General features: G+C 64.9%; 22 protein-coding genes and 2 tRNA genes. 14 read left to right on the top strand and 10 right to left on the bottom strand.

Annotated elements, in window-relative coordinates; genetic code table 11:
• Positions 1 to 212 precede the first annotated feature (212 nt).
• The 4 genes from clpP to RT424_RS07625 all read right to left on the bottom strand — a co-directional run bounded on the left by clpP (position 213) and on the right by RT424_RS07625 (position 3488).
• Entirely contained in the window at positions 213 to 881 is a 669-nt protein-coding gene (gene clpP / locus RT424_RS07640) for an ATP-dependent Clp endopeptidase proteolytic subunit ClpP (RefSeq protein WP_021235378.1), read from the bottom strand.
• A 174-nt stretch (positions 882 to 1055) separates the two neighbouring features.
• Positions 1056 to 1652 carry a DJ-1/PfpI family protein gene (locus tag RT424_RS07635; RefSeq protein WP_313435900.1) on the bottom strand — a complete coding sequence of 199 codons (597 nt, stop codon included), beginning with the start codon at positions 1650 to 1652 and terminating at the stop codon, positions 1056 to 1058.
• A 103-nt stretch (positions 1653 to 1755) separates the two neighbouring features.
• Entirely contained in the window at positions 1756 to 3330 is a 1575-nt protein-coding gene (gene tig, locus RT424_RS07630; RefSeq protein ID WP_313435898.1) for a trigger factor, read from the bottom strand.
• Positions 3331 to 3404: 74 nt separating this feature from the next.
• Positions 3405 to 3488 (bottom strand) — tRNA-Leu (locus RT424_RS07625).
• A gap of 220 nt (positions 3489 to 3708) precedes the next feature.
• On the opposite strand from RT424_RS07625, the gene RT424_RS07620 reads away from it, so the two are divergent.
• Positions 3709 to 3870 carry a hypothetical protein gene (locus RT424_RS07620; RefSeq protein ID WP_313435896.1) on the top strand — a complete coding sequence of 54 codons (162 nt, stop codon included), beginning with the start codon at positions 3709 to 3711 and terminating at the stop codon, positions 3868 to 3870.
• Positions 3871 to 3926: 56 nt separating this feature from the next.
• Here the strand turns inward: RT424_RS07620 and sppA are convergent, their stop codons facing one another.
• A complete protein-coding gene (sppA, locus tag RT424_RS07615; protein ID WP_313435894.1) occupies positions 3927 to 5810 on the bottom strand; it encodes a signal peptide peptidase SppA in 1884 nt (627 codons plus the stop codon).
• Between the two features lie 145 nt (positions 5811 to 5955).
• On the opposite strand from sppA, the gene RT424_RS07610 reads away from it, so the two are divergent.
• Complete coding sequence (locus RT424_RS07610; RefSeq protein ID WP_313435892.1) at positions 5956 to 6951, top strand: aspartate carbamoyltransferase catalytic subunit; 996 nt, start codon at positions 5956 to 5958, stop codon at positions 6949 to 6951.
• Entirely contained in the window at positions 6948 to 8189 is a 1242-nt protein-coding gene (locus tag RT424_RS07605) for a dihydroorotase (RefSeq protein WP_313435890.1), read from the top strand. Before RT424_RS07610 ends, RT424_RS07605 begins: the two co-directional genes overlap by 4 nt.
• Before the next feature lie 294 nt (positions 8190 to 8483).
• Here the strand turns inward: RT424_RS07605 and RT424_RS07600 are convergent, their stop codons facing one another.
• Together RT424_RS07600 and RT424_RS07595 are read right to left on the bottom strand one after the other, a co-directional pair.
• Positions 8484 to 9731, bottom strand: coding sequence for an SPOR domain-containing protein (locus RT424_RS07600; protein ID WP_313435888.1), 1248 nt, complete (start codon positions 9729 to 9731; stop codon positions 8484 to 8486).
• A gap of 2 nt (positions 9732 to 9733) precedes the next feature.
• Positions 9734 to 10459, bottom strand: coding sequence for a ParA family protein (locus RT424_RS07595; protein WP_313435886.1), 726 nt, complete (start codon positions 10457 to 10459; stop codon positions 9734 to 9736).
• 324 nt (positions 10460 to 10783) lie between these two features.
• Here RT424_RS07595 and RT424_RS07590 point away from each other — a divergent pair, with 324 nt between their 5' ends.
• The 5 genes from RT424_RS07590 (at position 10784) to RT424_RS07570 (ending at position 15130) form a co-directional block, all read left to right on the top strand.
• Complete coding sequence (locus tag RT424_RS07590) at positions 10784 to 11797, top strand: SPOR domain-containing protein (protein WP_313435884.1); 1014 nt, start codon at positions 10784 to 10786, stop codon at positions 11795 to 11797.
• A gap of 86 nt (positions 11798 to 11883) precedes the next feature.
• On the top strand, positions 11884 to 13185 hold the full coding sequence (locus RT424_RS07585) for a DUF418 domain-containing protein (protein WP_313435882.1): 1302 nt from the start codon (positions 11884 to 11886) through the stop codon (positions 13183 to 13185).
• Between the two features lie 69 nt (positions 13186 to 13254).
• Positions 13255 to 13449 carry a bacterioferritin-associated ferredoxin gene (locus RT424_RS07580; protein ID WP_132264026.1) on the top strand — a complete coding sequence of 65 codons (195 nt, stop codon included), beginning with the start codon at positions 13255 to 13257 and terminating at the stop codon, positions 13447 to 13449.
• 113 nt (positions 13450 to 13562) lie between these two features.
• Positions 13563 to 14048: a bacterioferritin gene (gene bfr, locus RT424_RS07575; protein ID WP_313435878.1), complete on the top strand. Its 486-nt coding sequence runs from the start codon at positions 13563 to 13565 to the stop codon at positions 14046 to 14048.
• 23 nt (positions 14049 to 14071) lie between these two features.
• Positions 14072 to 15130 carry a nitronate monooxygenase gene (locus tag RT424_RS07570; protein WP_313435876.1) on the top strand — a complete coding sequence of 353 codons (1059 nt, stop codon included), beginning with the start codon at positions 14072 to 14074 and terminating at the stop codon, positions 15128 to 15130.
• On the opposite strand, the gene RT424_RS07565 is transcribed toward RT424_RS07570, so the two are convergent.
• Complete coding sequence (locus tag RT424_RS07565) at positions 15117 to 17237, bottom strand: prolyl oligopeptidase family serine peptidase (RefSeq protein WP_409521451.1); 2121 nt, start codon at positions 17235 to 17237, stop codon at positions 15117 to 15119. The two genes, RT424_RS07570 and RT424_RS07565, sit on opposite strands and share 14 nt — an antisense overlap.
• A gap of 115 nt (positions 17238 to 17352) precedes the next feature.
• Here RT424_RS07565 and RT424_RS07560 point away from each other — a divergent pair, with 115 nt between their 5' ends.
• Complete coding sequence (locus RT424_RS07560; RefSeq protein WP_313435874.1) at positions 17353 to 18507, top strand: AI-2E family transporter; 1155 nt, start codon at positions 17353 to 17355, stop codon at positions 18505 to 18507.
• Positions 18508 to 18549: 42 nt separating this feature from the next.
• On the opposite strand, the gene der is transcribed toward RT424_RS07560, so the two are convergent.
• Positions 18550 to 19926: a ribosome biogenesis GTPase Der gene (gene der, locus RT424_RS07555; RefSeq protein ID WP_313435872.1), complete on the bottom strand. Its 1377-nt coding sequence runs from the start codon at positions 19924 to 19926 to the stop codon at positions 18550 to 18552.
• Between the two features lie 163 nt (positions 19927 to 20089).
• Here der and RT424_RS07550 point away from each other — a divergent pair, with 163 nt between their 5' ends.
• Entirely contained in the window at positions 20090 to 20716 is a 627-nt protein-coding gene (locus RT424_RS07550; protein WP_313435870.1) for a CHAP domain-containing protein, read from the top strand.
• 12 nt (positions 20717 to 20728) lie between these two features.
• On the opposite strand, the gene RT424_RS07545 is transcribed toward RT424_RS07550, so the two are convergent.
• Positions 20729 to 21016, bottom strand: coding sequence for a DUF3297 family protein (locus RT424_RS07545; RefSeq protein ID WP_313435868.1), 288 nt, complete (start codon positions 21014 to 21016; stop codon positions 20729 to 20731).
• 78 nt (positions 21017 to 21094) lie between these two features.
• Between RT424_RS07545 and RT424_RS07540 the strand changes: the two genes are divergently transcribed.
• From RT424_RS07540 to RT424_RS07525, 4 genes are all read left to right on the top strand, one after another.
• Positions 21095 to 21169 (top strand) — tRNA-Val (locus RT424_RS07540).
• A gap of 118 nt (positions 21170 to 21287) precedes the next feature.
• A complete protein-coding gene (serS, locus tag RT424_RS07535; protein ID WP_313435866.1) occupies positions 21288 to 22703 on the top strand; it encodes a serine--tRNA ligase in 1416 nt (471 codons plus the stop codon).
• Positions 22704 to 22835: 132 nt separating this feature from the next.
• The gene (surE, locus tag RT424_RS07530; RefSeq protein ID WP_313435864.1) at positions 22836 to 23600 is read left to right on the top strand and encodes a 5'/3'-nucleotidase SurE; all 765 of its coding nucleotides are present in this window, start codon (positions 22836 to 22838) and stop codon (positions 23598 to 23600) included.
• Entirely contained in the window at positions 23600 to 24679 is a 1080-nt protein-coding gene (locus RT424_RS07525) for a LysM peptidoglycan-binding domain-containing M23 family metallopeptidase (protein ID WP_313435862.1), read from the top strand. The genes surE and RT424_RS07525 overlap by 1 nt, the downstream gene beginning before the upstream one ends.
• Positions 24680 to 24737: the final 58 nt, after the last annotated feature.

Below are 24737 nucleotides of genomic sequence, written 5' to 3'. Positions count from 1 at the left end.
TTTCGCGTCAGATCCGCTCAATTTCGTCATTTTCCGTCTTTAGGCCCATTCGAGGCGACTCGTCGAGTCTACCTTGGACAAGGCCGGTTTTGCAATCCTGAGACCGATATGGGTATCCCCATAACCGTTGCAAAGGCCCAACAACCTTGCAGCGAGGACTGAAGGCCGGCGCCTGCCCCGCTCAGGGACAGGTTCCGGCCCTGCGGTCATGCTCAGGCTTCGGCCGGCTTATCGCCATCGGGGCGCGTTTCGAACACCTTGTCGACGAGGCCGAACGCGAGAGCTTCCTCGGCTTCGAGGAACGTGTCGCGGTCCATCGCCTTCTCGATTTCGTCGAGCGACTTGCCGGTGTACTTCACATAGAGATCGTTGAGGCGCTTGCGCATCCGCAGGATCTCGCGAGCCTGGATCTCGATGTCCGAAGCCATGCCCTGGGCGCCGCCCGAAGGCTGGTGAACCATGATACGGGCGTTCGGCAGGGCGATGCGCATGCCCGGCTCGCCGGCGGCCAGCAGGAAGCTGCCCATCGAGGCGGCCTGGCCGATGCAAACGGTCGACACGCGCGGCTTGATGTACTGCATGGTGTCGTGGATAGCCATGCCGGCCGTAACCACGCCGCCCGGCGAGTTGATGTACATCGAGATGTCCTTCGAGGGATTTTCCGACTCGAGGAACAGGAGCTGCGCCACGATCAGCGAGGCCATGTGGTCCTCGACCTGGCCCGTGATGAAGACGATGCGTTCGCGCAGGAGGCGCGAATAGATGTCGAAGCTACGCTCACCACGGCTGGTCTGCTCGACGACCATCGGCACGAGTGCGCCCGTCACGGGGTCGGTAGTGAACTTTCCTTGGGCGCCCGCGGCGCCAAACAGGTCGAGCATGGGAGTCCTCTTCTGGTTTGGACCGCCTATGTCGCGTGCCCCCGCCCGATGTTCAAGGGCTTTAACCCTTCTATCGATGCACCACGCACAACTATCGGGGGGCAACCGGCTGCCACAGCACAACTTGCACCGATTTCGAACATTCGCGGCTCATCGCCGACCGCCATCGTCTGCCTACAGATAGGCCGTAATGGCCGCCATGGCGCGCTCGACGTAGAGTCGCTTCTCGCCCACAGGTGCCACGTAGTGCAGCGCCTCCTCCGCATCCCTGCGCGAGGCACCGCTTGCGATTACCCAGGCCGCGAGGTACTGCGAGGCAAGGCAGCCACCGGCCGTCGCCACCTGGCCATGCGCGATGAACGGCCGGTCGATCACCGTCACGCCGGCCTCGACGACCCAGGGGCGGGTAGTGAGATCGGTGCAGGCAGGAAGATCGCCTATCAGTCCGAGCCTGGCCAGCAGCAGCGTTCCCGAACATTGCGCCCCGATCAACTGGCGCTGCGGATCGAGGCTGATTCGCGACAACAGCGCCCGGTCGGCGGCAATCTCGCGCGTGAGAACCCCGCTGCCGAACAGCACGGCGTCTGCCTCGGCGGCGAATTCCAGAGGCTTCTGCCGCTCGATGGTCACGCCGTTCATCGAGGTGACCTGCAGCGTGGGAGATGTGATGTGCGCCGCCCAGCCCCGCGATTTCATGCGATTGAGAATGCCCGAGGCCACGAACGAATCGAGTTCGTTGAAGCCGTCGAACGTGAGAACCGCGATTTGCATTGTCGTTTCCAGGTATTTGCAAAGAGACGAGACGCCCGAACGAAAACGGCCCGGTGCATCGCTGCACCGGGCCGTTTCGTGACGATCCGTCCGATGGAAGCGATCAGTCTTCCTTCTTGGCGGCAGCCTTCTTGGCCGGAGCCTTCTTGGCCGGCTTGGCTTCCGCCTCACCCTCGGCCGCGTCCGCAGCATCATCTGCCTTCTTGGCAGCGGCCTTCTTGGCAGGTGCCTTCTTCGGCTTTTCCTCGGCCGCAGCGTCTTCAGCCGGAGCTTCCGCGTCTTCCTTCTTGGCGGCAGCCTTCTTCGCCGGAGCCTTCTTGGCCGGCTTCTTGGCTTCCACCGACTTTTCGCCGTCCGTATCGGCCTCGATCGCGGCCTGCAGCTCGTCGCGGGTCACTTCACGCTCGGTGACTTCGGCCTTCTCGATCAGGAAATCGACGACCTTGTCCTCGTAAAGCGGCGCGCGCAGCTGGGCGGCCATCATCGGATCCTGCTGGACGTATTCGAAGAAACGCTGACGATCTTCCGGACGGTACTGCTGAGCAGCCTGGGCGACCAGCATCTGCATTTCCTGGGCGGTCACCTCAACACCGTTCGACTGGCCGATTTCCGACAGGAGCAGGCCCAGACGCACGCGGCGCTCGGCGATCTTGCGGTAGTCGTCCTTCTCGGCCTCGATCTCGGCGAGAGCGGCGGCCGGGTCTTCCTCGTGGCTGGCTTCGTGGGTCAGCTGCTGCCAAATCTGCGCGAATTCGGCTTCCACCATGGTCGGCGGCACGTCGAAGTCATGACCGGCGGCAAGCTGGTCGAGCAGCTGGCGCTTCATGGCGGTGCGGGTCAGGCCGGCAGTTTCCTGCTCAAGCTGGCCCTTGAGCAGGCCCTGGAGCTGCTCGAGGCTTTCAAGACCCAGTTCCTTGGCGAAATCGTCGTCGATCTTCGATTCGGCAGGAGCCTTCACTTCGTGCGCGACGATGTCGAAGGTGGTTTCCTTGCCGGCCAGGTTCGCGGCCTGATAATCCTCGGGGAAGGTCACGGTGATCGTGCGCTCGTCACCGGCCTTGATGCCGACGAGCTGCTCTTCGAAGCCGGGGATGAAGCGGTTCGAACCGATCACCAGCGGAGCCTTTTCGGCCTTGCCGCCTTCGAATTCCACGCCGTCGAGCTTGCCGGTGAAGTCGATGATGACCTGATCGCCGTCAGCGGCGGCGCCGTCCTTGGCGTCGAAACGCTGCTGCTGCGAAGCGATGCGCTCTACCGCTTCGGTCACGGCGTCCTCGGCCACGGGCACGGTCAGCTTTTCAAGCTTGAGGCCGTCGAGCGAAGGCGCGGCGATCGTGGGGAGCACTTCGAGGCTGACGGTCAGCTCGGCGTCCTTGCCCTGCTCGTAGCCTTCGCCAAGCGCGACGTCGGGGTTCATGGCGGGGCGCAGGGCGTGGTCGGCGACCAGCTTGTCCATGGCTTCGCGGATGGTGGCGTTCAGTGCGTCCTGGTGGATCGCTTCGCCGTGCATCTTCTTGACGAGGTTGGCGGGAACCTTGCCGGCGCGGAAGCCGGGCATCTTCACCTGCGGAGCGATCTTCTTGATTTCGCCTTCGACGCGGGCTGTGATGGTCGTGGCGGGAATGGTCACCGTGTAGGCGCGCTTCAGGCCTTCGTTGGTGGTTTCGACGATCTGCATTTCAAATGCCTTCCTGTGCAATTCAACGGGCCTGTCGGCCGATTCTCGCGACTCATTCCCCCAGGGCGGCGTAATGGTGCGGGCGAAGGGACTCGAACCCCCACATCTTTCGATACTGGTACCTAAAACCAGCGCGTCTACCATTCCGCCACGCCCGCAAAGATCGAAGCCTGAAACTCAAGGGACGTGCCCTTATAAGCACACGCGGAAAAGGGCAAGCGCCGCGAGTCGCGAGGATGCAGGTCGGCAACGATCGATTCGGGATGGAAATGGCCCAACGACCTGCGACATCCTGCCCCGTGCCCGGCCTTCACCCGGCAACTTGTCGCCTCGTTCCGGGTTGATCCTCAAGACACAAAGTCAATGAGAGAGGCGATCATGGCAACTCAACCAGCCGACAATCCCGGCGATACCCCGCCCGAAACCCCGGTACTTCCCGACGATCCGGCCGAACCGACGGCACCGACGGAAATCCCCGAGACAGGCCCCGATTTCGACCGCCCCGAAACAGGACCGGTCGAGCTTCCACCTCCCGACTGAAACCCCCCGCCGGGCCCTTCCGCTCAATTAACGGAAGGGCTCGGCGCGGTTCGCAATCACATCTTGCCAAAGAAGCGCGCCAGCGTTTCCAGCATCGACATTTCCCGCGCGTCCGGCGCCTTCAGGCGGCCGGGCACCACCGGACATTCCAGACAGTAGGCCTGCGCTCCACGCGTAGAGAACATGGCGCCCAGTTGATCTGCAACCCGGGCCAACTGCTGCTGGCGGCGCAGAGCCACATAGCTAGCGAAATCGAGCGTCGCAGCGGACTGGCGCGAACTGTCCGAAGTCAGACCTCCGAGGAGCATCGACAACGAATCCTCGTCGTCCTTCAGATAGACCGCCTGCCACTTGCCGTTGCCGATACCGCCCAGGCGAGCCGCTTCCGCAAGCGCGGCATCGAGGTTGCCGATCTTGTCCACCAGGCCGATTCGCTGCGCCTCCCCGCCCGGCCAGACCCGTCCCTGCGCAACGCCGTCCAGTTTCTCCGGCGTCATCTTGCGCGCTGCGGCGGAGAGGCCGACGAACTTGCGATAGGTGTTCTCGATGGAAGCCTGCAGCATGCCTTCCACTTCCGGCGTGAAGCCGCCGAGGATATCGGGCTGGCCCGAAAGCGCGGTGGTCTTCACGCCGTCGCTGGTGACGCCATAGTCGGCCAGCGTCTTCTCGAAGCTGGGGATGACCGCGAAGACGCCGATCGAACCGGTGATCGTCTCGGGCTGCGCGAAGACCTGCTGAGCCGGAGTGGAAACCCAGTAGCCGCCGCTCGCCGCCATATTGCCCATGGAGACCACGATCGGGATCTTGCGCGCCTTGTAGCGTTCGATCGCGCGGCGGATGCGCTCGGCCGCCATGGCGGAACCGCCCGGCGAATCGACACGCACCACCAGGGCCTTGAAACCCTCGTCGATGTTTTCGTCGAGCAGGTCGGCAATGCGATCGCCGCCGGCCTGACCGGGGCCGGCATCCCCATCGACGATCTCGCCCGCGACGGTGACGACGCCGATCTTCGCGCCCTCTCCCTTCACGGGATTGGCCGCGAGCCATGCGGCAAGACCGTTGGCCTTGTAGGGCAAGTCGCCGTTCTCGTCCTTGCCCGCGATCTCGGCCACGCGGTTCTGGAATTCGGTGCGGTCGCCGATGCGATCGACCAGGCCCGCCGCTTTCGCGCCCTCGGCGAAGTCGCCTCCCGACGTCCTGGCCCAGGCCATCGGATCGCCTGTCATCTGGTCGAGCCGCGCCTTGGGGCGGGCGCGGGCGATGTCCGCCTTGTACCCACTCCACAGCGCGCCGTAGATGTCCTCATAGGCTTCCCGCGCGGCAGGTGACATATCGTTGCGCAGATAGGGTTCGACGAAGCTTTTATAGGTGCCGGCGCGATAGACGTGGGCATTCACCTTGAAGCGGTCGAGCAGGCCCTTGAAATATACCTGGTTGCCGCCCGGCCCCGCCACGAAAGCGCCGCCCATCGGATCGACCCAGACCTCGCTGGCGTGCGCGGCCAGCAGCACCCCGTCGTCGGCATAGGCATTGGCGAAGGTCAGCACCGGCTTGCCCGCCTTGCGCACCGCGTCGAGCGCCCGGCCGATCTCTTCGATATGGACCATGCCCGCGCCCAGGAACCGCGACATGTCGAGCACGACGACCTTGATCCGCGAATCGGCCGCCGCAAGCCGCAGCGCCCGTTCGACGTCGCGAGCTTGGAATTCGCCCGCCGATCCTTCCGCGCTCATCAGCAGGCTAAGCGGATCGATCCTGCTCTTCTCCTCGACGATGCTGCCGTTGAGATCGAGGAGCAGCGCGCCGTCGACGATCTTGCCGGGGCCGGGCCGGGAGGACAGCGCCGCATAGAGCAGCGCGAAGAACAAAAGCAGGAAAATCAGCGCGAGAGCGTCCTTAACGCCCACCAGCAGCTTCCAGATCTTGCGCGCGAACGTCATGAATTCACCAGCCTTTCGATCCCTAGCCATAACGGCCTAATCCCTACGCGGCCAGTGCGGGTAAACGGCAAAGCACGAGAGATGCTGGAAAGGACCAAAATACACCTTGAGCCGACTCCACCCGGCGCCTAAGGCCCTTTCTTCGATGACAGCTCCAGAATTCACATATCCGGAAGGCTCTGCAGCTTTCCCGCATCGCAGCCTCGTGGGCATCGGCGGCCTGGCCCCGCACGAGATCATGTTCCTTATCGACGAGGCCCAGCAATGGGTGGAGCTCAATCGCGGCACGCAGAAGCGGCGCGATCTGCTCTCGGGCCTGACGATCATCAACGCCTTCTTCGAGAATTCGACGCGCACTTTGCTGAGCTTCGAGATCGCCGGCAAGCGCCTGGGCGCCGATGTCGTCAACATGGCCGTCGCCAATTCGAGCGTGAAGAAGGGCGAGACGCTGATCGACACGGCGTGGACGCTGAACGCCATGCGCGCCGACGCCATCGTCATCCGCCACGCCAGCTCGGGCGCGGTGCACCTGATCTCCAACCTCGTCGATTGCCCAGTGCTCAATGCCGGGGACGGGCAGCACGAGCATCCGACCCAGGCCCTGCTCGACGCGCTCACCATCCGCCAGGCCAAGCGCGCCTTCAACGGCTTGCGCGTGACGATCTGCGGCGACATCCTGCACAGCCGCGTCGCCCGTTCGAACATCCTCGCGCTCAACTCGCTGGGCGCCGAAGTCCGCGTCTGCGCGCCGCCCGCCCTGCTGCCCGCCGATATCGAGCGGATGAACGTGCAGGTGTTCCATGACTTCGATGCCGCTCTCAAGGGAGCCGACGTGGTGATGATGCTGCGTCTCCAGCTCGAACGCATGGAAGGCCAGTTCATCCCCTCCCCGCGCGAATATCGCCACCTTTACGGCCTCTCGCTGGAACGCCTCGCCAAGGCGGAAGGCAATGCCCTGGTCATGCACCCCGGCCCGATGAATCGCGGCATCGAGATCGACAGCAACGTGGCGGACCTCGTCGGCCGCTCGCAGATCACCACCCAGGTCGAGATGGGCGTCGCCATGCGCATGGCCTGCCTGGACGTGCTGACCCGAAGAGGTCGCGGCGTCGAGGGCTGGGCCAAGGAAGCACAGGCATGAGCAATAGCACGCCCCTTACCGTCACCGGCGGCAAGCTCGTCCTGCCGGACGGCACCATCACCCCGGGCGCCTTGCGCAGCGAAGGCGGGTTTATCACCGCCATCGGCGCGGATCTCGCCGCTCAGCCGGGCGACGAGGTTCACGACGCGGGCGGCAGGCTGATCGCCCCCGGCCTCGTCGATATAGGCGTCTTCGCCATCGACAAACCTGCCTTCCACTTCGGCGGCATCACCCGCGCCGCGCTCATGCCGGACCAGAACCCGCCGCTGGACGTGCCCGCGCGCGTCCGTTTCGCGGCGCAGTCGGGCAAGCCGGACCTCTGGGTCCACCCGCTGGCCGCCGCGACGCAGAACCTCGAAGGCAAGTCGCTCGCCGAAATCGCCCTGATGCGTGACGCCGGCGCCAAGGCGGTAACCACCGGCCGCCAGTGGATCGGCGACTCGGGCACGATGCTGCGCCTGCTGCAATATACCGGCATGCTCGGCATGGTCGTGCTGACCCATCCGGAGGACGCCGGGATCACCGGCAAGGCCGTCGCCACTTCCGGCGAGATGGCCACCCGCCTCGGCCTGCCTTCCGCGCCCGCGGAAGCCGAAGCCCTCGCCATCTCGCGCGACATCGCCCTCGCCGAACTGGCAGGCGCGGCCATCCATTTCCGTAAAGTGACGACCGCCAAGGGTCTCGACCTCGTGCGCCGCGCCAAGGATCGCGGCTTGAAGGTCACCGCCGGCGTCACGCCCGCCTATTTCATGCTGTCCGACCTCGCGCTGGCCGGTTTCCGCACTTTCGCCCACCTCTCGCCGCCCCTGCGCTCGGAAGACGATCGCAAGGCGGTTATCGCCGCCATCGGCGACGGCACGATCGACGTCATCGCCTCCGGCCACGACCCGCGCGGGCCCGAAGACAAACGCCTGCCTTTCGCGGACTCCGCACCTGGCATGGCGGGCGCCGAAACCCTGCTGCCGCTGACCATGAACCTCGTCCGCGACGGCGTGATCTCGCTCTCGCGCGCTTTCGAGCTGATCGCGACCAACCCGGCCAGGCTGCTCGGCGTCAATGCGGGCAAGCTCGAAGTCGGCGCCGAGGCGGATATCGCGGTGGTCGATGCCGATCGCCCGTGGATCGTCGATTCGGACAAGATGGCGGCAGCCGCCGGGAATACGCCGTTCGACAAGCAGCCCGTGCAGGGGCGCGTGCTGGCGTTGTTCAAGGGCGGCGTGGCGGTGAAGGCGAAGTAAGAAAGGATAAAGCAGGGGAGCAAAGCCCCCCTGCACCCCAGGAATGGAGAGGTCATGCAGGCCAACGCCGTCGTGCGCTCATGGCTGCGTCGGGAGACTTATTGGCTGCGCCGCAAGGAGCGCGATACGGTTAAGTCGGGCGCGACGACGACATTCCGAGGGTCTGGGGGATCATCCCCCAGGACTTTCTAAATTTTAACTTCCCCAAAACAAAAAAAGACGGCTCCTGTCCGAAAACAGGAGCCGTTTAGTTCACATGGAACTCAAGTGCGAGGCAACGACCTCGCGGAAACACTATAATTCGGCGCGGCGGGCCTGGCTCATCCGGACACCTCCGGGCAAGGGGCGCTGCTGCGCGTAAGCGAAGCAGGGATTTCCGCCCTGCTTCAGCGCGGAACACACCGATTGCGCCGTGCGCTGGTCGAACCCGCCAGCCGCGACTCGGTAGTAAGTCTGGCCGTTCACTTTAGCCTCGCTGATGCGCAGATCATGCCCCTTGAGGGCAGGATTGCGCGACTGGAAAATTCCCCAGGCCTTTTTTGCACCATCTATCGTCCGGAACGCGCCGAGTTGAACCAGATGCGTGCCCGAAATACCCTTGCTTGAGGGCGCCTGAGTCCGGGGCGCCGAAGCCGCCTTGGACAGAGAAGGCCTCGGCAGGGCAGGCTTCGGCAAAGGAAGCACAGCGGCCTTGCGCACCGACGCGGGCGGCGGCACCGGCTGCTCGTCCTGAGGCTGGTTTACGCCCCAGAAGCTCTCCCCGGTCTGCACCGGCGGCAGTTCGGCTTCCGCAGCCGGAGCGCGGGTCTCCGCCTTGGCCATTTGCGGCACGACGGGAGCAGGATTGAGCGCGAGCATGATCGGCTGCCCGGGGTCCGAACGCAGCGGAGCGCCGATGAGCCCGGCAATGCGGGCGCGCGATTGGTCTGGCCGAGCCGCGCTCGCCCAATCGCTCAGCCGGGCATCGAGCTGATCAGCGGGCACGTCCTGCGAGGCGATCAGCCGCGCTTCGCGCCAGCGACCGTCAAGCGCATAGGCATAGGCAAGGTTCTGTCGAGCCTTGGGCGTATTTTCGCCGCCGCGCACGACGTTGGTCAAGATATCCACGCCCACTGCGGCGCTTCCGGCAAGGGCGACGGCAAGGCCATAGTCGCTGCCCGGGATGCGGTTCTGGAAGCGCCGGAGCACCGCCATGGCTTCGGCCTCGCGACCGGCACCGATATAGGCAAGCGCCGTGCTCAATCCGGTGCGCGGGCTCTGGTCGCCCAGCGAAATGGCATCCTCGAACGTCGTGGCAGCGGAATCGAAGCGCCCGGCGGCAAGATAGCCCTGCGCCAACGCAGCGCGGGCCGAAGCATCGCGCGGCGACCGGGCAACCCGCTGCTCGGCGCGAAGGATGTCCTTTTCCACTACGCCGACCGAAGACGCCGGAGCGCCGCTACGAGCAAACGGAGCCTGCCCCGCGCAACTCACCAGCAGCACGGCGCCCATGGCGGTGCAGAGCGCAAGGCCGGCATGGCGCAGCGGTTTGTTCGCGATCATCCTCATGCCCCCGCGATCCGGCGACCGAAGCCGCCCACCGGACGTGCCGCACCGGGCATGACGGGCTGACCCGTCAGCCCGGGCGCCGAAAAGACGGTGCGACGGAAATTGCGTTCGAGCCGGTCGGATACATAGTTCCACAGCGCGCCCATTTCCTGCGCGGACCGGCCCTCGGGATCCACTTCCATCACTGTGCGCCCGTCGATCATGGAAGCGGCGAAGTCGGTGCGCTGGTGCAACGTGACCGGCGCGACCGTGCCGTGCTGCGACAGCGCGACGGCCGCTTCGGAGGTGATCCGGGCCTTGGGCGTCGCCGCATTGACGACGAAGATCAGCGGCTTCCCGGCGCGTTCGCAGAGATCGACGGTTGCTCCCACGGCGCGAAGGTCGTGCGGGCTGGGACGGGTCGGCACGACGACAAGCTCGGAAACGGAAATCACGCTTTGTATCGCCATGGTGATGGCGGGAGGTGTGTCGATGACGGCCAGCTTGAAGCCCTGCTGGCGCAGAACCTGCAAATCGTTGGCAAGGCGGGCGACGGTGGTCTGTGCGAAAGCGGGATATTCCGCCTCCCGCTCGTTCCACCAGTCGGCCAGCGAGCCTTGCGGATCGATGTCGATAAGCACGACCGGTCCGGCACCGGCACGCTGCGCCTGCACGGCGAGGTGCCCGGAAAGCGTGGTCTTCCCCGAACCACCTTTCTGCGATGCCAATGCCAGTACGCGCAAAGCCGTTAACCCCCTGAGCAGCCGCCACGAGAAAATCGGCGGCTCACAAGAGGCTGGATCGCAGATCGTTCCTAATTTAGAGTTAATCGAACTGACATGTCGCCGGACCGGAATGCCCGACGAGGGCATTTTTCATTTACCATCACGATTAACGCGAATTTCGCCCTTCAACGCGCATCCTCGGGGATATGCGGATGGATCGGCAGGCTCCTTCGCTTACCATGACCGGACCGGAACCAGAAAGTCGAGGCCACCCCAGTGCCGAACAATTTCAAAGTCCTTCGGCTCAAAGTCCTTAGGTCAGCCTCGCCTGGACCGGGCCTGTTGCTTGCCGTCGCAGCCCTGGCCGCAAGTCCGGCAGCGGCGGATGTCAAGGCTGGGGTCGATGCCTGGTCGGCCGGCGACTATCCGGCCGCCATCCAGCAATGGCAGCCGCTGGCCGCCAGGGGCGACGCGGACGCGCAGTTCAATCTGGCACAAGCCTACAAAATGGGGCGCGGCGTCGCACTCGACCTTCGCAAGGCGGAGGAGCTCTACGGAAAAGCTGCGGCACAAGGACATGTGCAGGCCTCCGACACTTACGGGCTGATGTTGTTCCAGCGCGGCGAACGCCAGAAGGCCATGCCGTTCATCCAGGCCTCCGCCGCAAGAGGAGACGCCAGGGCCGAATACCTTCTGGGCGTCGCTCATTTCAATGGAGACATCGTCGCGAAGGACTGGGTGCGCGCCTATGCGCTGGTGACGCTGGCGCAGCGGGGCGGCCTGCCGCAGGCGGCGAGTGCCCTGACGCAGATGGACACCCATGTTTCGCTGGAAGACCGACAGAAAAGCGTGGCGCTCGCCTCCGAACTGTCCAGCCGCGCCGAATCCAGCCGCATCAACCAGATCGCCGGGGCGGAACTGGGATCCGGTCCGAAAGCGATCGCAACGGACAGTCCGGCCAGTGCCGGGGCAGACTACACGCTGACGCGATCGCTTCCCCTTCCGGCCAAGCCCGGCACGGCGCCCTCTGCCCAGCTAGCGCAGCGACCTTCCCAACCTCCGAAGCTTACGGCGCAGCAGAAGTCGCCCCCACAGACCGTCGCCCGAGTCCCATCGCCCCCGGCCGGCGGCGGTATCTGGCGCCTGCAACTCGGCGCCTTCGGCGTGCCCGGGAACGCCGAGAAGCTTTGGGCCTCCCTGTCGAAACGGCCCGAGATGGCCGGGTCGAGGCGGGTTCTCGTGCCCGCCGGGAAGCTCACCAAGCTCTATGCCGCCGGGTTTTCCAGCAAGGCCCAGGCCGTCAAGGCTTGCGGCGCGCTGAAGGCCACCGGGCAGGAATGCATCGTCACCTCGTAGTCCGCCCAAGAACTCAGCCCTCAACTCCGTTGATCGTGGACGGAGCACTTTCGATCCTCTAATCTCTCCAACAGGGGAGAAAACGAATGCCGAAAGCGATCACGGGCGCAAATGCCCGGACGGTTCGACGTGCAGGCACAACGGGAGAACTGCCGGGGGCCGACGGCCGTCTGGCGTCGCTCGATCTCATACGCGGCGTCGCGGTTCTGGGCATTCTCGCGATCAACATCGCCGGGTTTTCCGGACCCAGCCTGGGCACTTTCACGCCGGACTTCCCGAGGCCTGCAAACCTTCCCGATGAAGCCGCATGGGCCGTCGGCTTCCTGTTCTTCGAAGGCAAGATGCGCGCCCTGTTCGCCATCCTGTTCGGCGCCGGGCTCGCCCTGCAATGCGAGCGGATGGACCGTTCCGGCGACGATGGAGACGTTATCCAGGTTCGCCGCCTGGCCTGGCTCATGGTGTTCGGTACCTTGCATTATCTCCTGCTGTGGTGGGGGGACATCCTGTTCGTCTACGGATGCTGCGGCATCGCGGTTCTTTTCGTCAGGCGCCTGCCCTGCCCGGTCTTGCTCGGGTTGGCGGCGGGCGTGATCGTCACCGCGACCGCCATCGACCTCTGGTCCGCGCTGCCGCTGGCGCGGGCTGAGGAAGCCGTGCGGCTAGGCAGCGCCAGCCTTGCTCAGCAGACGCAAGTGCTGGCCCGCCTGGACCTCTATCAAGCCAATGCGCAGGCCCAGGCTTCGCTCTATCATTCCGGTTTCGTCGACATCGCCATGTCCAAGCTGCGACACGATCCCTTCTGGCTCTTCACCATGACCGGCCATGCCTGGACCGAAATCCTGCCGCTGATGCTGCTGGGCGTGGTCCTTCTGCGCAGCGGGTTCTTCCTCGGCGAATGGCCCCCGCTCGCAATGAAATGGCTGCAAATCGGCGCCACCGCGCTGGGACTGGCACTGACCGCGCTCGTCCTTGCATGGGCTTGGCCGCGCCAGTTTCCGCCGATCGCCATGGCCATGCTGCTGGGCAAGGGACTATGGCCCGCTCACCTGCTGACCGCGCTGGGCTATGCCGCGATCCTGGTTTCCGCCGCTCCCCGCCTCTCCGTCTCCCGGATCGGAATGCGACTGGTCGCGGCGGGGCGTGTCGCCTTCAGCAACTACATCGGCACGAGCCTGCTCATGTGTGCGCTGTTCTATGGATGGGGAGCGGATCTGTTCGGGAAGCCGGGTCCGCTCGATCGCTGGGCTTTCGTGTTCATCGGTTGGATCGCGATGCTGGCCTGGAGTCGCCCCTGGCTGATTCGCTACCGGATAGGCCCTCTTGAGCTGCTCTGGCGATCGCTGACCCTTGGGAAACGGATGAAAAACGGCCTCATCCCAACCAGTTGATGACGACATAAAGAACGCTATTGCGATCCATTTGCATTTGCATATGATGGTCCCAAGAGGATTCGCACCATGTACGTTTGCATCTGCAATGCCATCCGTGAGACCGACCTGCGCACCGTCGCCCGCTGCTGTCGCGGCGATGCCACGGCGCTCTACGGCGCTCTCGGTCATGCACCGCAGTGCGGACAGTGCCTGGACGAAGCCGAAGACATTATCGCCGAGGAATCGGCAAGCGCCGACGCGCCCCTGAGCGCGGCAGCCTAGCCCCTGCAACAAGGCGGGTTACACCTGGCTTCGGCCGGGTGTTTTCGCGTGTCCGCTTGCCTTGCGCGCCTGAACAGGCCATAAGCCGCCCGAACAAATTCAGGAGCATCCCCATGAAGGGCGACCCGCAGGTCATCGATTTTCTCAACAAGGCGCTCTTCAACGAGTTGACCGCGATCAACCAGTACTGGCTGCATTACCGCATGCTGGACAACTGGGGCATCAAGAAGCTCGCCGAATACGAACGCCACGAATCGATCGACGAAATGAAGCACGCCGACGTGCTGGCCGATCGCATTCTTTACCTCGATGGCCTTCCGAACTTCCAGGCGCTGGGCAAGCTGCGCGTCGGCGAAAGCGTCGAGGAAATCCTGAAGGCGGATCTCGCACTCGAATACGATGCGATTCCGATGCTCAAGGAAGCCATCGCCCACTGCGAGACCGTGCGCGATTTCGTCAGCCGCGAAATCTTCGCCCGCATCCTCGAAAGCGAGGAAGAGCATGTGGACTTCCTTGAAAAGCAGTTCGACATGATCGCCCGCATGGGCATCCAGAACTACTGCCAGCTTCAGAGCAAGCCGGCAGGCGAAGAAGAGTAAGCCCGGACGGCGCGCGAGCAGACATGGATTTTCTCGCGCGCCTCGGTCTTTCCCTTCCCCTGATACAGGCGCCGATGGCGGGCACTTCCACGCCCGCTCTCGCCGCCGAAGTCTGCGATGCAGGTGCCCTCGGTTCGCTTGCGCTGGGCGCCATCGCCCCGGATGAGGCGCGACGGCAGATCGCCGAACTGCGCGGGCGCACGCGCCGCCCTTTCAATCTCAACCTCTTCGTTCACCAGCCGCCAATCGTCGATACGGCGATCGAAGCAGCGTGGCTCGAAGCCCTCGCCTCCCGTTTCGCTGCTTTCGGCGCGGAGCCGCCACACGGCCTTGAGACAATCTACGAGAGCTTCCTGGGCAACGCGGCTATGCTGGACGTCGTGCTGGAGGCGAAGCCTGCCGTTGTCAGCTTCCATTTCGGCCTGCCCGACGACGTAACGATCCGCGCGCTTAAACAGGCCGGATGCCTGCTGCTCGGCAGCGTCACCAGCGTAGACGAAGCAGAGCTTTCCCTTGCTGCCGGCATCGACGTGCTGGTAGCGCAAGGCTGGGAAGCGGGTGGCCATCGCGGAATGTTCGATCCCGCGGCGCGCGACGACCGGCTCGGCACTTTTTCGCTCGTCCGCATGCTGGCCCACTGGGGCAAGCTGCCGGTGATCGCGGCGGGCGGGATCATGGACGGAGCGGGCATCCGGGCCGCGCTGGACCTGGGCGCAGTCGCGGCGCAGCTTGGCACCGCCTTCGTCGCGTGTCCGGAAAGCAATGCCGATGCGGGCTATCGCAGCCTGCTCGCATCCGACGCGGCGCGGCACACCGTAATGACACGGGCGATTTCGGGCCGTCCCGCCCGCTGCCTCGCCAACCGCTTCACCGAACTGGGCGAGCGGGAAGACATGCCGCCCGTCCCCGCCTATCCGCGCGCCTACCATGCCGGAAAGGCGCTGAACGCTGCTGCCAAAGCGCAGGGCGAGCCGCTGTTCGGCGCACAATGGGCGGGACAGGGCGCACCGCTGTCCCGCGCGATGCCGGCAGCGAAGCTGGTCGCCCTGCTCGCCGCCGAACTCTCTGTTACTCGGCCTTAGCGGGCTGCTTGTCGGTCCGGTACTTGTCGAACCAGGCCAGGATCGCCGACGCCTTCGCAGCAGACTGGGAAGGCCGCGCCGCGATGCCGCCGTGGCTTGCTCCCGGAACCTTGACCAGCGCCGTCGGCACACCGCGAATCTGCAACGCCGCGTAGTATTGCTCCGCCTCGCTGACCGGGGTGCGGAAGTCTTCCGAACCGACTACCACCATCGTCGGCGTCTTGACGTTGCCCACCAGGCTCAGCGGCGAGCGGCGCCAGTATTCCATGGGATCTTCCCAGGGCTTCTTGTCGAACCAGTAGCGCGAGGTGAACGGCGTGGCGTCCATCGTCAGGGCCTCGCTGATCCAGTTGATCACCGGCTTCTGCGTCACGGCCGCCTTGAACCGATCGGTCTTGCCGACGATCCAGGCGGTCAGCACGCCGCCGCCCGAACCGCCCGTGACGAAGAGGTTGTTCGGATCGGCCACCCCGTCCGCGATGGCGGCATCGACCGAGGCTATCAAGTCGTCATAATCGGTGCCGGGATAGGCCCGGTCGATCAGGTTGGCGAACTCCTCGCCATAGGAGGTGCTGCCGCGCGGGTTGGTATAGAGCACTGCGTAGCCGTGCGCCGCGTAGAGCTGGTAGTCGGTGGCGAAGCCCGGCGCATAGGCCGTGTTCGGGCCGCCGTGGATTTCCAGGATCAGCGGCGCCTTCTGCCCCGGCGCAAGGCCCGGCGGGGTCACCAGCCAGGCGTCGATCGCGCGACCGTCCGGCGCGGTGACAGCCAGCTTGCGCACCGGCGCCAGCGCCTTGGCGTCGAGCCAGGTGCCGTTGAGATCGGTCAGCTTGCGCCCTGCTCCACCACTACTCAGCCACAGGTCGGCAGGACGCTGCGCCGTGCCCGAGGTATAGGCCACCCGCCCGTTCTTCGAGACGCTGAAGGCGCCGCCGGTATAGGGCCGGTCGAAATGATCGCCGGGGCTCAGCCCCTCGACCACGTTCTTCAGCCCGCCATCGAGGCCGACGCGCGCCACGTAGGTCTTCGCGTGGTCGTCATACTGCACCATGATCGCGGAATTGCCCGACCAGTCGAGCGCGTCGATCGAGCGGTCGAAGCCTTTCGTCAGCAGCCGTGAGCCCGTTCCGTCGCTGTTCATGACGTAGAGGTCGGAATTCTCATAGGAGCGATTGACATCGTCATAGCCGAGGTAGGCGATGTAACGGCCGTCCGGCGAGACTTTCGCGCCGGCGTCCGGGCCATTGCGCGACGTCAACGCCGTCACCGCGCCGCTGGCGATATCCAGTGCGTAGACTTCCGAATTGTTGATGTCATGCTGCCAGTTCTCGTGGCGGTTGGCGCTGAACACGATGCGCCGGCCGTCCGGCATCCAGGACAACGGGCCGCCATCGTCGAAATCGCCGAAGGTGAGTTGGCGCGGCGCGCCCCCGTCTGCGGAAACGACGAAGATATGGTCGTAGCCCGGCCTGGCATAGCCGCCGCCGTCCGCGCGGTAGCTCACCCGGTCGATCACCTGAAGCGGCTCTGCCCATTGCGCCCCTTCGGGACGGGCCGAGGGCTGCGAGCCCATCTTGAGCCCCTCTCCCGGCACCCGCATGGTATAGGCGATCTGACGGCCATCGGGAGACCACGCAAGGCTGCCCGGACTATCGGGAAGGCCCGTCACCTTCACCCTGGCGCTACCATCGAGCCACATAACATAGAGCTGCGGCGCACCGCTGCCGTCGCTCGAAACGTAAGCCAGGCGCTTGCCGTCCGGCGACCAGCGCGGCGAGAAATGGGCCCCTGCCCCGGTCACCAGCGGCTGCTGCGCGCCGCTCGCCGCGTCGACCAGCCAGATCGACGGCACGACCTTGTCGGTCATCACGTCGGCGGCCGACCGCACATAGGCGATGCGGCTGCCGTCGGGCGAGATTTGCGGATCGGTGACGCCCGAGAGCTTGAACAGGTCATCGGGTGTGAAGCCGCGCTCGGAGGCAGCACTACCGGCACCGGTCACAGGCGCATCGGCGGCGGCGAAAGCCGGCGAGATCGAAACGGCGGCGCAAGCCAGCGCGAGAGCGGCGGCGTGAAGGGCAAAAGTGCCCGGACGGGTATGTGGCAAGATGGAAGGCTCCTGCTCGAATGGAGGATGACCCTGTCTTGCCCATACCTGATGAAAAATCCAGTCACCCCAGGCCTCTGGCTTGCCCCTTGCGAAATCATGCTAAGGAGGCGTCATGGAGCAACCCGAGCGCCCCCCCTACACGATCGAGGACTATGGCTTCGGCGTCCTCGTCATTCTCGTCACCGCAGCCTTCGTCTGGCTGCTGCTGCCCTATTTCGGCGCGGTGCTGTGGGGCGTCGTCGCGGCGATCCTTTTCCAGCCGCTGACCGCGAGGCTCACCCGCGCCTTGGGCGGCCGCAAGAGCCTGGCCGCTGGCATCATGCTGCTTTTGCTGCTGGCGCTGTTCATCATCCCGACCATCCTGCTGGGCATCAGCCTGGTCCAGGAAGTCTCGAACATCTACGAGAAAGTCCGGATCGGGCAGATCGACCTTCCCCGCATGTTCGAACAGTTGCGCGCCTCGCTGCCGGAATCGGTGGAGCGGCTGATCGATCGCTACGGTCTTGCCGATTTCGAAAGCCTGCGCCGCCAACTGGTCGCCGGCATCGCCAACGGCCTCCAGGGCCTGGTCGCGCGCCTGCTTTCCGTCGGCCAGGGCGCCTTGAGCTTTCTCGCGGCGCTGGGCGTGATGCTCTACCTCACGTTCTTCCTGCTGCGGGACGGCCAGCGTTATGGCGCGCTGATCCGCGACGCCATGCCGCTGCGCCCCCACTTGCGCGACCGCCTGGTAAACAATTTCGTGATCGTCGTGCGCGCGACGATGAAGGGCACCGTTGTGGTGGCCGTGGCGCAGGGACTGGTCGGCGGGATCATCTTCTCGCTGCTCGGCATCCAGGGCTCGCTGCTCTGGGGCGTGATGATGGGGTTCTTCTCGCTGCTGCCCGCAGTCGGCACCGGCCTTGTCTGGGTGCCGATGGCGACCTACCTGATCGCGACCGGGCAGGTCTGGCAGGGCGCCGTGCTCGCCTTTTGCGGGTTGTTCATCATCGGCATGATCGACAACATTCTGCGTCCGATCCTGGTCGGCCGCGACACCCGCATGCCCGACTTCGTGGTGCTGATCGCAACGCTGGCGGGGTTACAGATCTTCGGGCTCAACGGCTTCATCGTCGGCCCGGTGATCGCCGCGCTGTTCATCGCGGTATGGACGCTGATGCGCGAGATCAAGAACAGCGACGGCATGCTGGAGCCCGATGCCATCGAAGTCGAGGAAGAACGCGCCGCACCGCCACTATCGGATGCCGAAACCGCGGCACATCCATCCTGAACAGAAAAGGGCCGCTGAAGATATCTCCAGCGGCCCTTTTCGTCACTTGGCGAAGGGGTTCTTCGGCATCCGCAAGTTGAGCCGGATGGGCACCGCATCGAATCCGAGTTCCCGGCGGATGCCGTTGATCAGATAGCGACGGTAGCTTTCGGGCAGCATGTCGAGGCGGGTGCCGAACAGGACGAAGCCCGGCGGGCGGGTCTTGGCCTGGGTGATGTAGCGCAGCTTGATCCGCTTGCCGCCCGGTGCCGGCGGCGGATTGGCGGCCAGTGCATCGTCGAACCAGCGATTGAGCGCGGCGGTGGGCACGCGCTTGCTCCAGGCCTCGCGAATCGAGAACCCGGCAGCGATCAGTTCGTCGAGGCCCTTGCCGGTCCGCGCCGAGACGGCCAGCAGCGGCACGCCGCGAACTTGCGCCAGGCCATCGTCCAGCGCGCCGCGAATGCCGTTGAACAGCGCGGAAGCGCCCTCAGCGACGTCCCACTTGTTGATCGCGATGATCAGCGCGCGGCCTTCTTCCAGCACCTTGGAGGCGATGGTAAGATCCTGGTGTTCCAGCCCGCGCGTGGCGTCGAGCAGCAGAACGACGACTTCCGCGAAGTCGATCGCGTGGCGCGCATCGGCCACCGCCATGCGTTCCAGCTTCTCGGTCACGTTGGCGCGTTTGCGCATGCCCGCCGTGTCGATCAGGCTGACCTGGCGGACTTCCTGCGTCTTCGGATCGGTCCATTCCCAATCCACGGTGATCGAATCGCGGGTAATGCCCGCTTCCGGCCCCGTGAGCAGGCGGTCTTCACCGAGGATGCGGTTGATGAGGGTAGACTTGCCCGCGTTCGGGCGGCCGACGATCGCCAGCTTGAGCGGACGGCGCAGCAGCGCTTCCTCGTCCTCTTCCTCCGGGAACTCCGGCTCTTCCGGCTGAAGCGGTTCGAGATGCGGCAGCAGCGATTCGAACAGATCCGCGACGCCCACGCCATGCTCGGCCGAGAAAGTGATCGGCTCGCCAAGGCCCAGCGAATAGGCTTCGAGCACGCCGCTCTCTCCGGCGCGGCCCTCGGCCTTGTTGGCCAGCACCACCACCGGCACTTGCGAGGCGCGCAGCCACTGGCCGATTTCCTCGTCCAGCGGGGTGAGACCGGCACGCGCGTCGACCACGAAGAGCGCCACATCGGCGGTTTCCAGCGCCGCTTCGGTCTGCTTGCGCATGCGGCCGGGCAGAGTTTCGTCCTCGTCGTCTTCCCAGCCCGCCGTGTCGACGATCTGGAATTTCAGGCCGAGCAGTTCGGCGTCTCCGAAGCGGCGGTCACGCGTGACCCCCGGCTGATCGTCGACGAGCGCGAGCTTCTTGCCGACAAGCCGGTTGAACAGCGTAGACTTGCCGACGTTCGGTCGGCCGATGATGATGACCTGGGGTAACATGCTATAACTCGATAAGGGATTCCGGCCCCTAGACGAATTCCGCGCAAATGGGAACTTTCGCATTTTCGCACCGCAGCAGGATCGGCTCGGGAACAAAATCCTACTTCGCGATTAACCATCCCCCGAAGGATTCTCACAAGCAAACAGGGCCGAATTGAGGGGCATGAAAGGTTACCGGATCGCAATCATGCTGGGGCTGGCCGGAGCGACGCTCTCGCCCGCCGCCTCCCATTACGCTGCCGCCCGTTCGGCCATCGACGACGCGCTCGCCGGCATGGACGACGACCGGCCCGCCGCTGCACGAAGCCCCGACTACCTCGAATGCGTGCCTTACGCGCGCCAGCTTTCCGGCATCCAGATCTACGGCGATGCCCATACCTGGTGGGGCCAGGCCAAGGGACGCTACGCCACCGGACATGCCCCGAAGGTTGGCGCGGTCATGGCGATGGATGCTTATGCGGGATCGCAACTCGGGCATGTCGCCACCGTCAGTAAAGTCGTGGATTCGCGCACGATCCTCGTCAGCCATGCCAACTGGTCGCCGATCGAGGGCCAGCGCGGGCGGATCGAGAAGAACGTCACCGTGCTAGACGTTTCTCCCGCCAATGACTGGAGCGAAGTGCGCGTCTGGTACGCACCGATCCATAACCTCGGCAATACGCATTGGCCGGTTTCGGGCTTCATCTACAACAGCAAGGATGGCCGCGTAGCCAGATCCGAAACCCCGAAAGCCAGAAAAAAGGGCCGCCGAAGCGACCCTATCGGCGACATCATCGCCGGAAATTATTGACGGGAAAAACCCTCAGGCCTTCGCGACGGGTGCGTCTTCGCCGAGATCCTCGTACCAGGCCTCGACCGGACCGGCGAGCTTCACGGTCAGCGGATTGCCCTTGCGATCCAGCGTCTTGCCGGCCTGCACGCGCACCCAACCTTCGGAAATGCAATATTCCTCGACGTTGTTGCGCACGGTGCCCTTGAAGCGGATGCCGACGCCGCGCTTCAGCTTTTCCTCATCGAAGAACGGGCTCTTCGGGTTGATGGCAAGGTGGTCGGGCGGCACGTCCGCGCCGGTGTTGGTCTCTTCGGTCATGCCTCGCGATTTAATTCCAGATGGGCGCTTGTCAATTCGATCCGACTCATCTAGAGGCGCGCTTCCGCAGCGATATGCGGGCGCGTAGCTCAGTGGTAGAGCACACCCTTCACACGGGTGGGGTCGCAGGTTCAATCCCTGCCGCGCCCACCATCCCTTTCCAGGGATGGCTTATCCGGCAGACATTTTCCCCAAGATCGCCGCTCTCCGCCCGCCAAAACCGGCCGCTGGAATCTTGCGCCTCCGCGCCCGAGGCGGCATAGCGCGCGCCATGCACGATATCCGCCTGATCCGCGAGAATCCCGAAGGATTCGACGCCGGCCTCGCCCGCCGTGGGGCCCTCCCCGTGGCCGCCGACATCCTCGCCCTCGACGAGCAGCGCCGCTCGGTGGCGACGCGCATGCAGGAAGGGCAGAATCGCCGCAACGAAGCCTCCAAGGCGATCGGCAAGGCCATGGGCCAGGGCGATACCGCCACGGCCGAAGCGCTGAAGGCCGAAGTCGCCCAGCTCAAGGACACCCTTCCCGCGCTCGAAGCCGAGGAAAAGGCACTTTCCGAGCAGCTCCACAATGCCCTGGCCGGCCTGCCCAACATCCCGGTAGCCGAAGTGCCGGAAGGCGCTGACGAGACCGAGAACCTGGAAGTCGCCAAGTGGGGCACCCCCGGCACTTACGCGTTCACGCCCAAGGAACACGCCGACCTCGGCCCGGCGCTCGGCCTCGATTTCGAAACCGGCGCGAAGCTTTCCGGCGCGCGTTTCACGTTCCTCAAGGGCCAGATGGCCCGCCTGCACCGAGCGCTTGCGCAGTTCATGCTGGACACCCAGACGGCCACCAACGGCTACATGGAATGCATCGTGCCGTTGCTCGTAAAGGACGAGGCCGTGTTCGGCACCGGCCAGCTTCCCAAGTTCGCGGAAGACCTGTTCAGTACAACATTAAAACCCGACATCGTCGATTTCGTTCAAGATAATTTGAGCATGGGCGTTTCTTTCAACGAAAATGACCCACAGGAAGCAGCATTAATGCGCCAGTTTCTTGAGGAATTAACTCGCAAGATTCCTAACAAGGTTGAACGCCGCTGGCTGATCCCCACCGCCGAAGTCTCGCTGACCAACGCCGTGCAGGACGAGATCGTCGATCTGGAGGCCCTGCCCCTGCGCATGACCGCCCTCACCCCCTGCTTCCGCTCCGAAGCGGGCTCGGCGGGCCGCGACACGCGCGGGTTCATCCGCCAGCATCAGTTCGAGAAAGTCGAACTCGTCACCGTCTGCCGGCCCGACCAGTCGGAAGCCGAGCACGAGAAGATGGTCGCCGCCGCCGAATCGATCCTCCAGGCGCTGGAACTGCCCTATCGCAAGGTGCTGCTCTGCTCGGGGGACATGGGCTTCACCGCCAACAAGACCTTCGACCTCGAAGTCTGGCTTCCGGGTCAAGGCGCCTACCGCGAGATCAGCTCGGTCTCGAACTGCGGCGACTTCCAGGCCCGCCGCATGAACGCGCGCTTCAAGCCCGAAGGCTCGAAGAAGACCGAGTTCCTGCACACTCTCAACGGTTCGGGTCTCGCAGTCGGCCGCACGCTCGTCGCGGTGCTGGAGAACTACCAGCAGGAAGACGGCTCCGTGCTGGTGCCCGAGGCGCTCAAGCCGTGGATGGGTGGAATCGAGAAGCTGGAGCCCTGCTTCTGAGGAATTAGGCATACCGTCCCCCCCTCGTCATGCTGAACTTGTTTCAGCATCCATCGCTCGGTCTCGACCGGTGGTTCGCGGGGGAGAGATGGACCCTGAAACAAGTTCAGGGTGACGAAGGAATTTAGACAGATGCGTATCCTGCTCACCAATGACGATGGCATCAACGCCGCCGGCCTCTACGTGCTGGAAAAGATCGCCGCGCAGCTTTCGGACGACATCTGGATCTGCGCACCGAGCGAGGAACAGTCGGGTGCGGGCCACTCGCTGACCCTGACCCGTCCGGTGCGGATGCGCGAACATGCCCCCAAGCGCTTCTCCGTCACCGGCACGCCCACCGATTCGGTGACGATGGGCCTCAGGAAAGCCCTCCCCAGCCCGCCCGACCTGATCCTTTCCGGCGTCAATCGCGGCGCCAACCTGGGCGACGACGTGACCTATTCCGGCACCGTATCCGCCGCCATGGAAGGCGCGCTGGCGGGCATCCGCTCGATCGCGCTCAGCCAGGTCTATTCGGGCGAAGGCCTCGGCAACAACGTCAGCTTCTCGGCCGCCGAGGAATGGGGTGCCAAGGTGCTCAAGCCTCTGATCGACGCACCTTTCGCGCCGCGCACGCTGATCAACGTGAACTTCCCCCCGCTCGCCGGAGCGGACGTGAAGGGCATCCGCGTCGTCCGTCAGGGCTTTCACGACTATGCCCGCGGCTCGGTGGTCGAAGGCATTGACCCGCGCGGTTTCCCCTACTTCTGGTTCGGCCTCCACGGCATCGAGCACACGCTTGGCCACAATACCGATCTGGAAGCCATTGCCGAGGGCTATATCGCGGTGACGCCGCTCCAGCTGGACCTCACCCACGACGCCTCTCTGGCGCAGATCGCGAGCCGCTACGAGGCATGATGCGAAAGTTCCCGCTTCTGCTGGCAGCACTTGCGCTGCCCGTGATGCCGCTCGCCGCCGCGCCGAGCGGCGAGGCCGTGCATGTCGTGGAGGCGGGTGAAACGCTCAATGGCATCGCCAACCGCGCGGGCGTGTCGCCCGAAGCGCTGGCCAAGGCGAACGGCCTGAAGCCGCCTTACGTGGTCAAGCTCGGCCAGAAGCTGACGATTCCGCGTGCCAAGGCAACCGTGAAGGAAGCCGATCCCGCCGCTCCGGCAAGGCGGGCGGCCGCCGCTGCCAACTCGACCGCAAAGGCCGCGATTGCCGCCGCCAAATCGCCGGAACAGGCCAACTCGCCGGAACAAGAGAGTGTCCACGTCGTCCAGCCCGGCGAGACGCTGGGCAGCATCGCCCTTGCCGCCAAAGTCCCGCGCATACTCATTGCCGAAGCCAACGGGTTGCAGCCGCCTTACGCGGTGCGCCTGGGCCAGAAGCTGCATATCCCCCGCACCCGCCGTCATACGGTGAAGGCGGGGGATACGGGCTTCTCGATCTCCTATAAGTATGGAGTGCCCTGGGAGCAGATCGCCCTGGCCAACGGCCTCGACGAAGGCGCGCCGGTCAAGGCCGGCCAATCGCTGCTGATCCCGACGCTGCTCGATCCGCCCGTCACACGCGTGGATGCACCCGCACCGACGCCCACTCCTTCCGCCGCAAGCAAGCCCGCCCGCTTCGCCTGGCCGGTGAACGGCCCCATCCGGCGCGGTTTCCAGACCGGCACCAACCCGCATGACGGCATCGACATCACCGCCGCCGAAGGCACGATGGTCCGCGCCGCCGCGCCAGGCACGGTGCGCTTCGCAGGGATGGAGAAGGAGCAGTTCGGCAATCTCGTCGTGGTCGACCACGGCGACGGATGGTTCACTGCCTACGCGTTCCTCAGCCGCGTCACCGTGAAGGAAGGCGCAAAGGTTTCCGCCGGAGAGCGCGTCGGCCTCGTCGGCCATACCGGCCTAGCCAAGGGCAACGAACTGCACTTCGAAGTGCGCCGGGACGGAAAGCCGGTCGATCCGCTCGCCGACTTGCCCAAGGCGCGATAAGGGTCTGTTTGGAAAACGCTCTTGCGGGCGTTTTCCAAACAAGGTCTAACTCGGCGGG

Source organism: Novosphingobium sp. (assembly GCF_032093395.1).
In the GTDB taxonomy this organism is placed as follows: domain Bacteria; phylum Pseudomonadota; class Alphaproteobacteria; order Sphingomonadales; family Sphingomonadaceae; genus Novosphingobium.
This window is presented reverse-complemented; position numbering and strand designations above follow the sequence as displayed.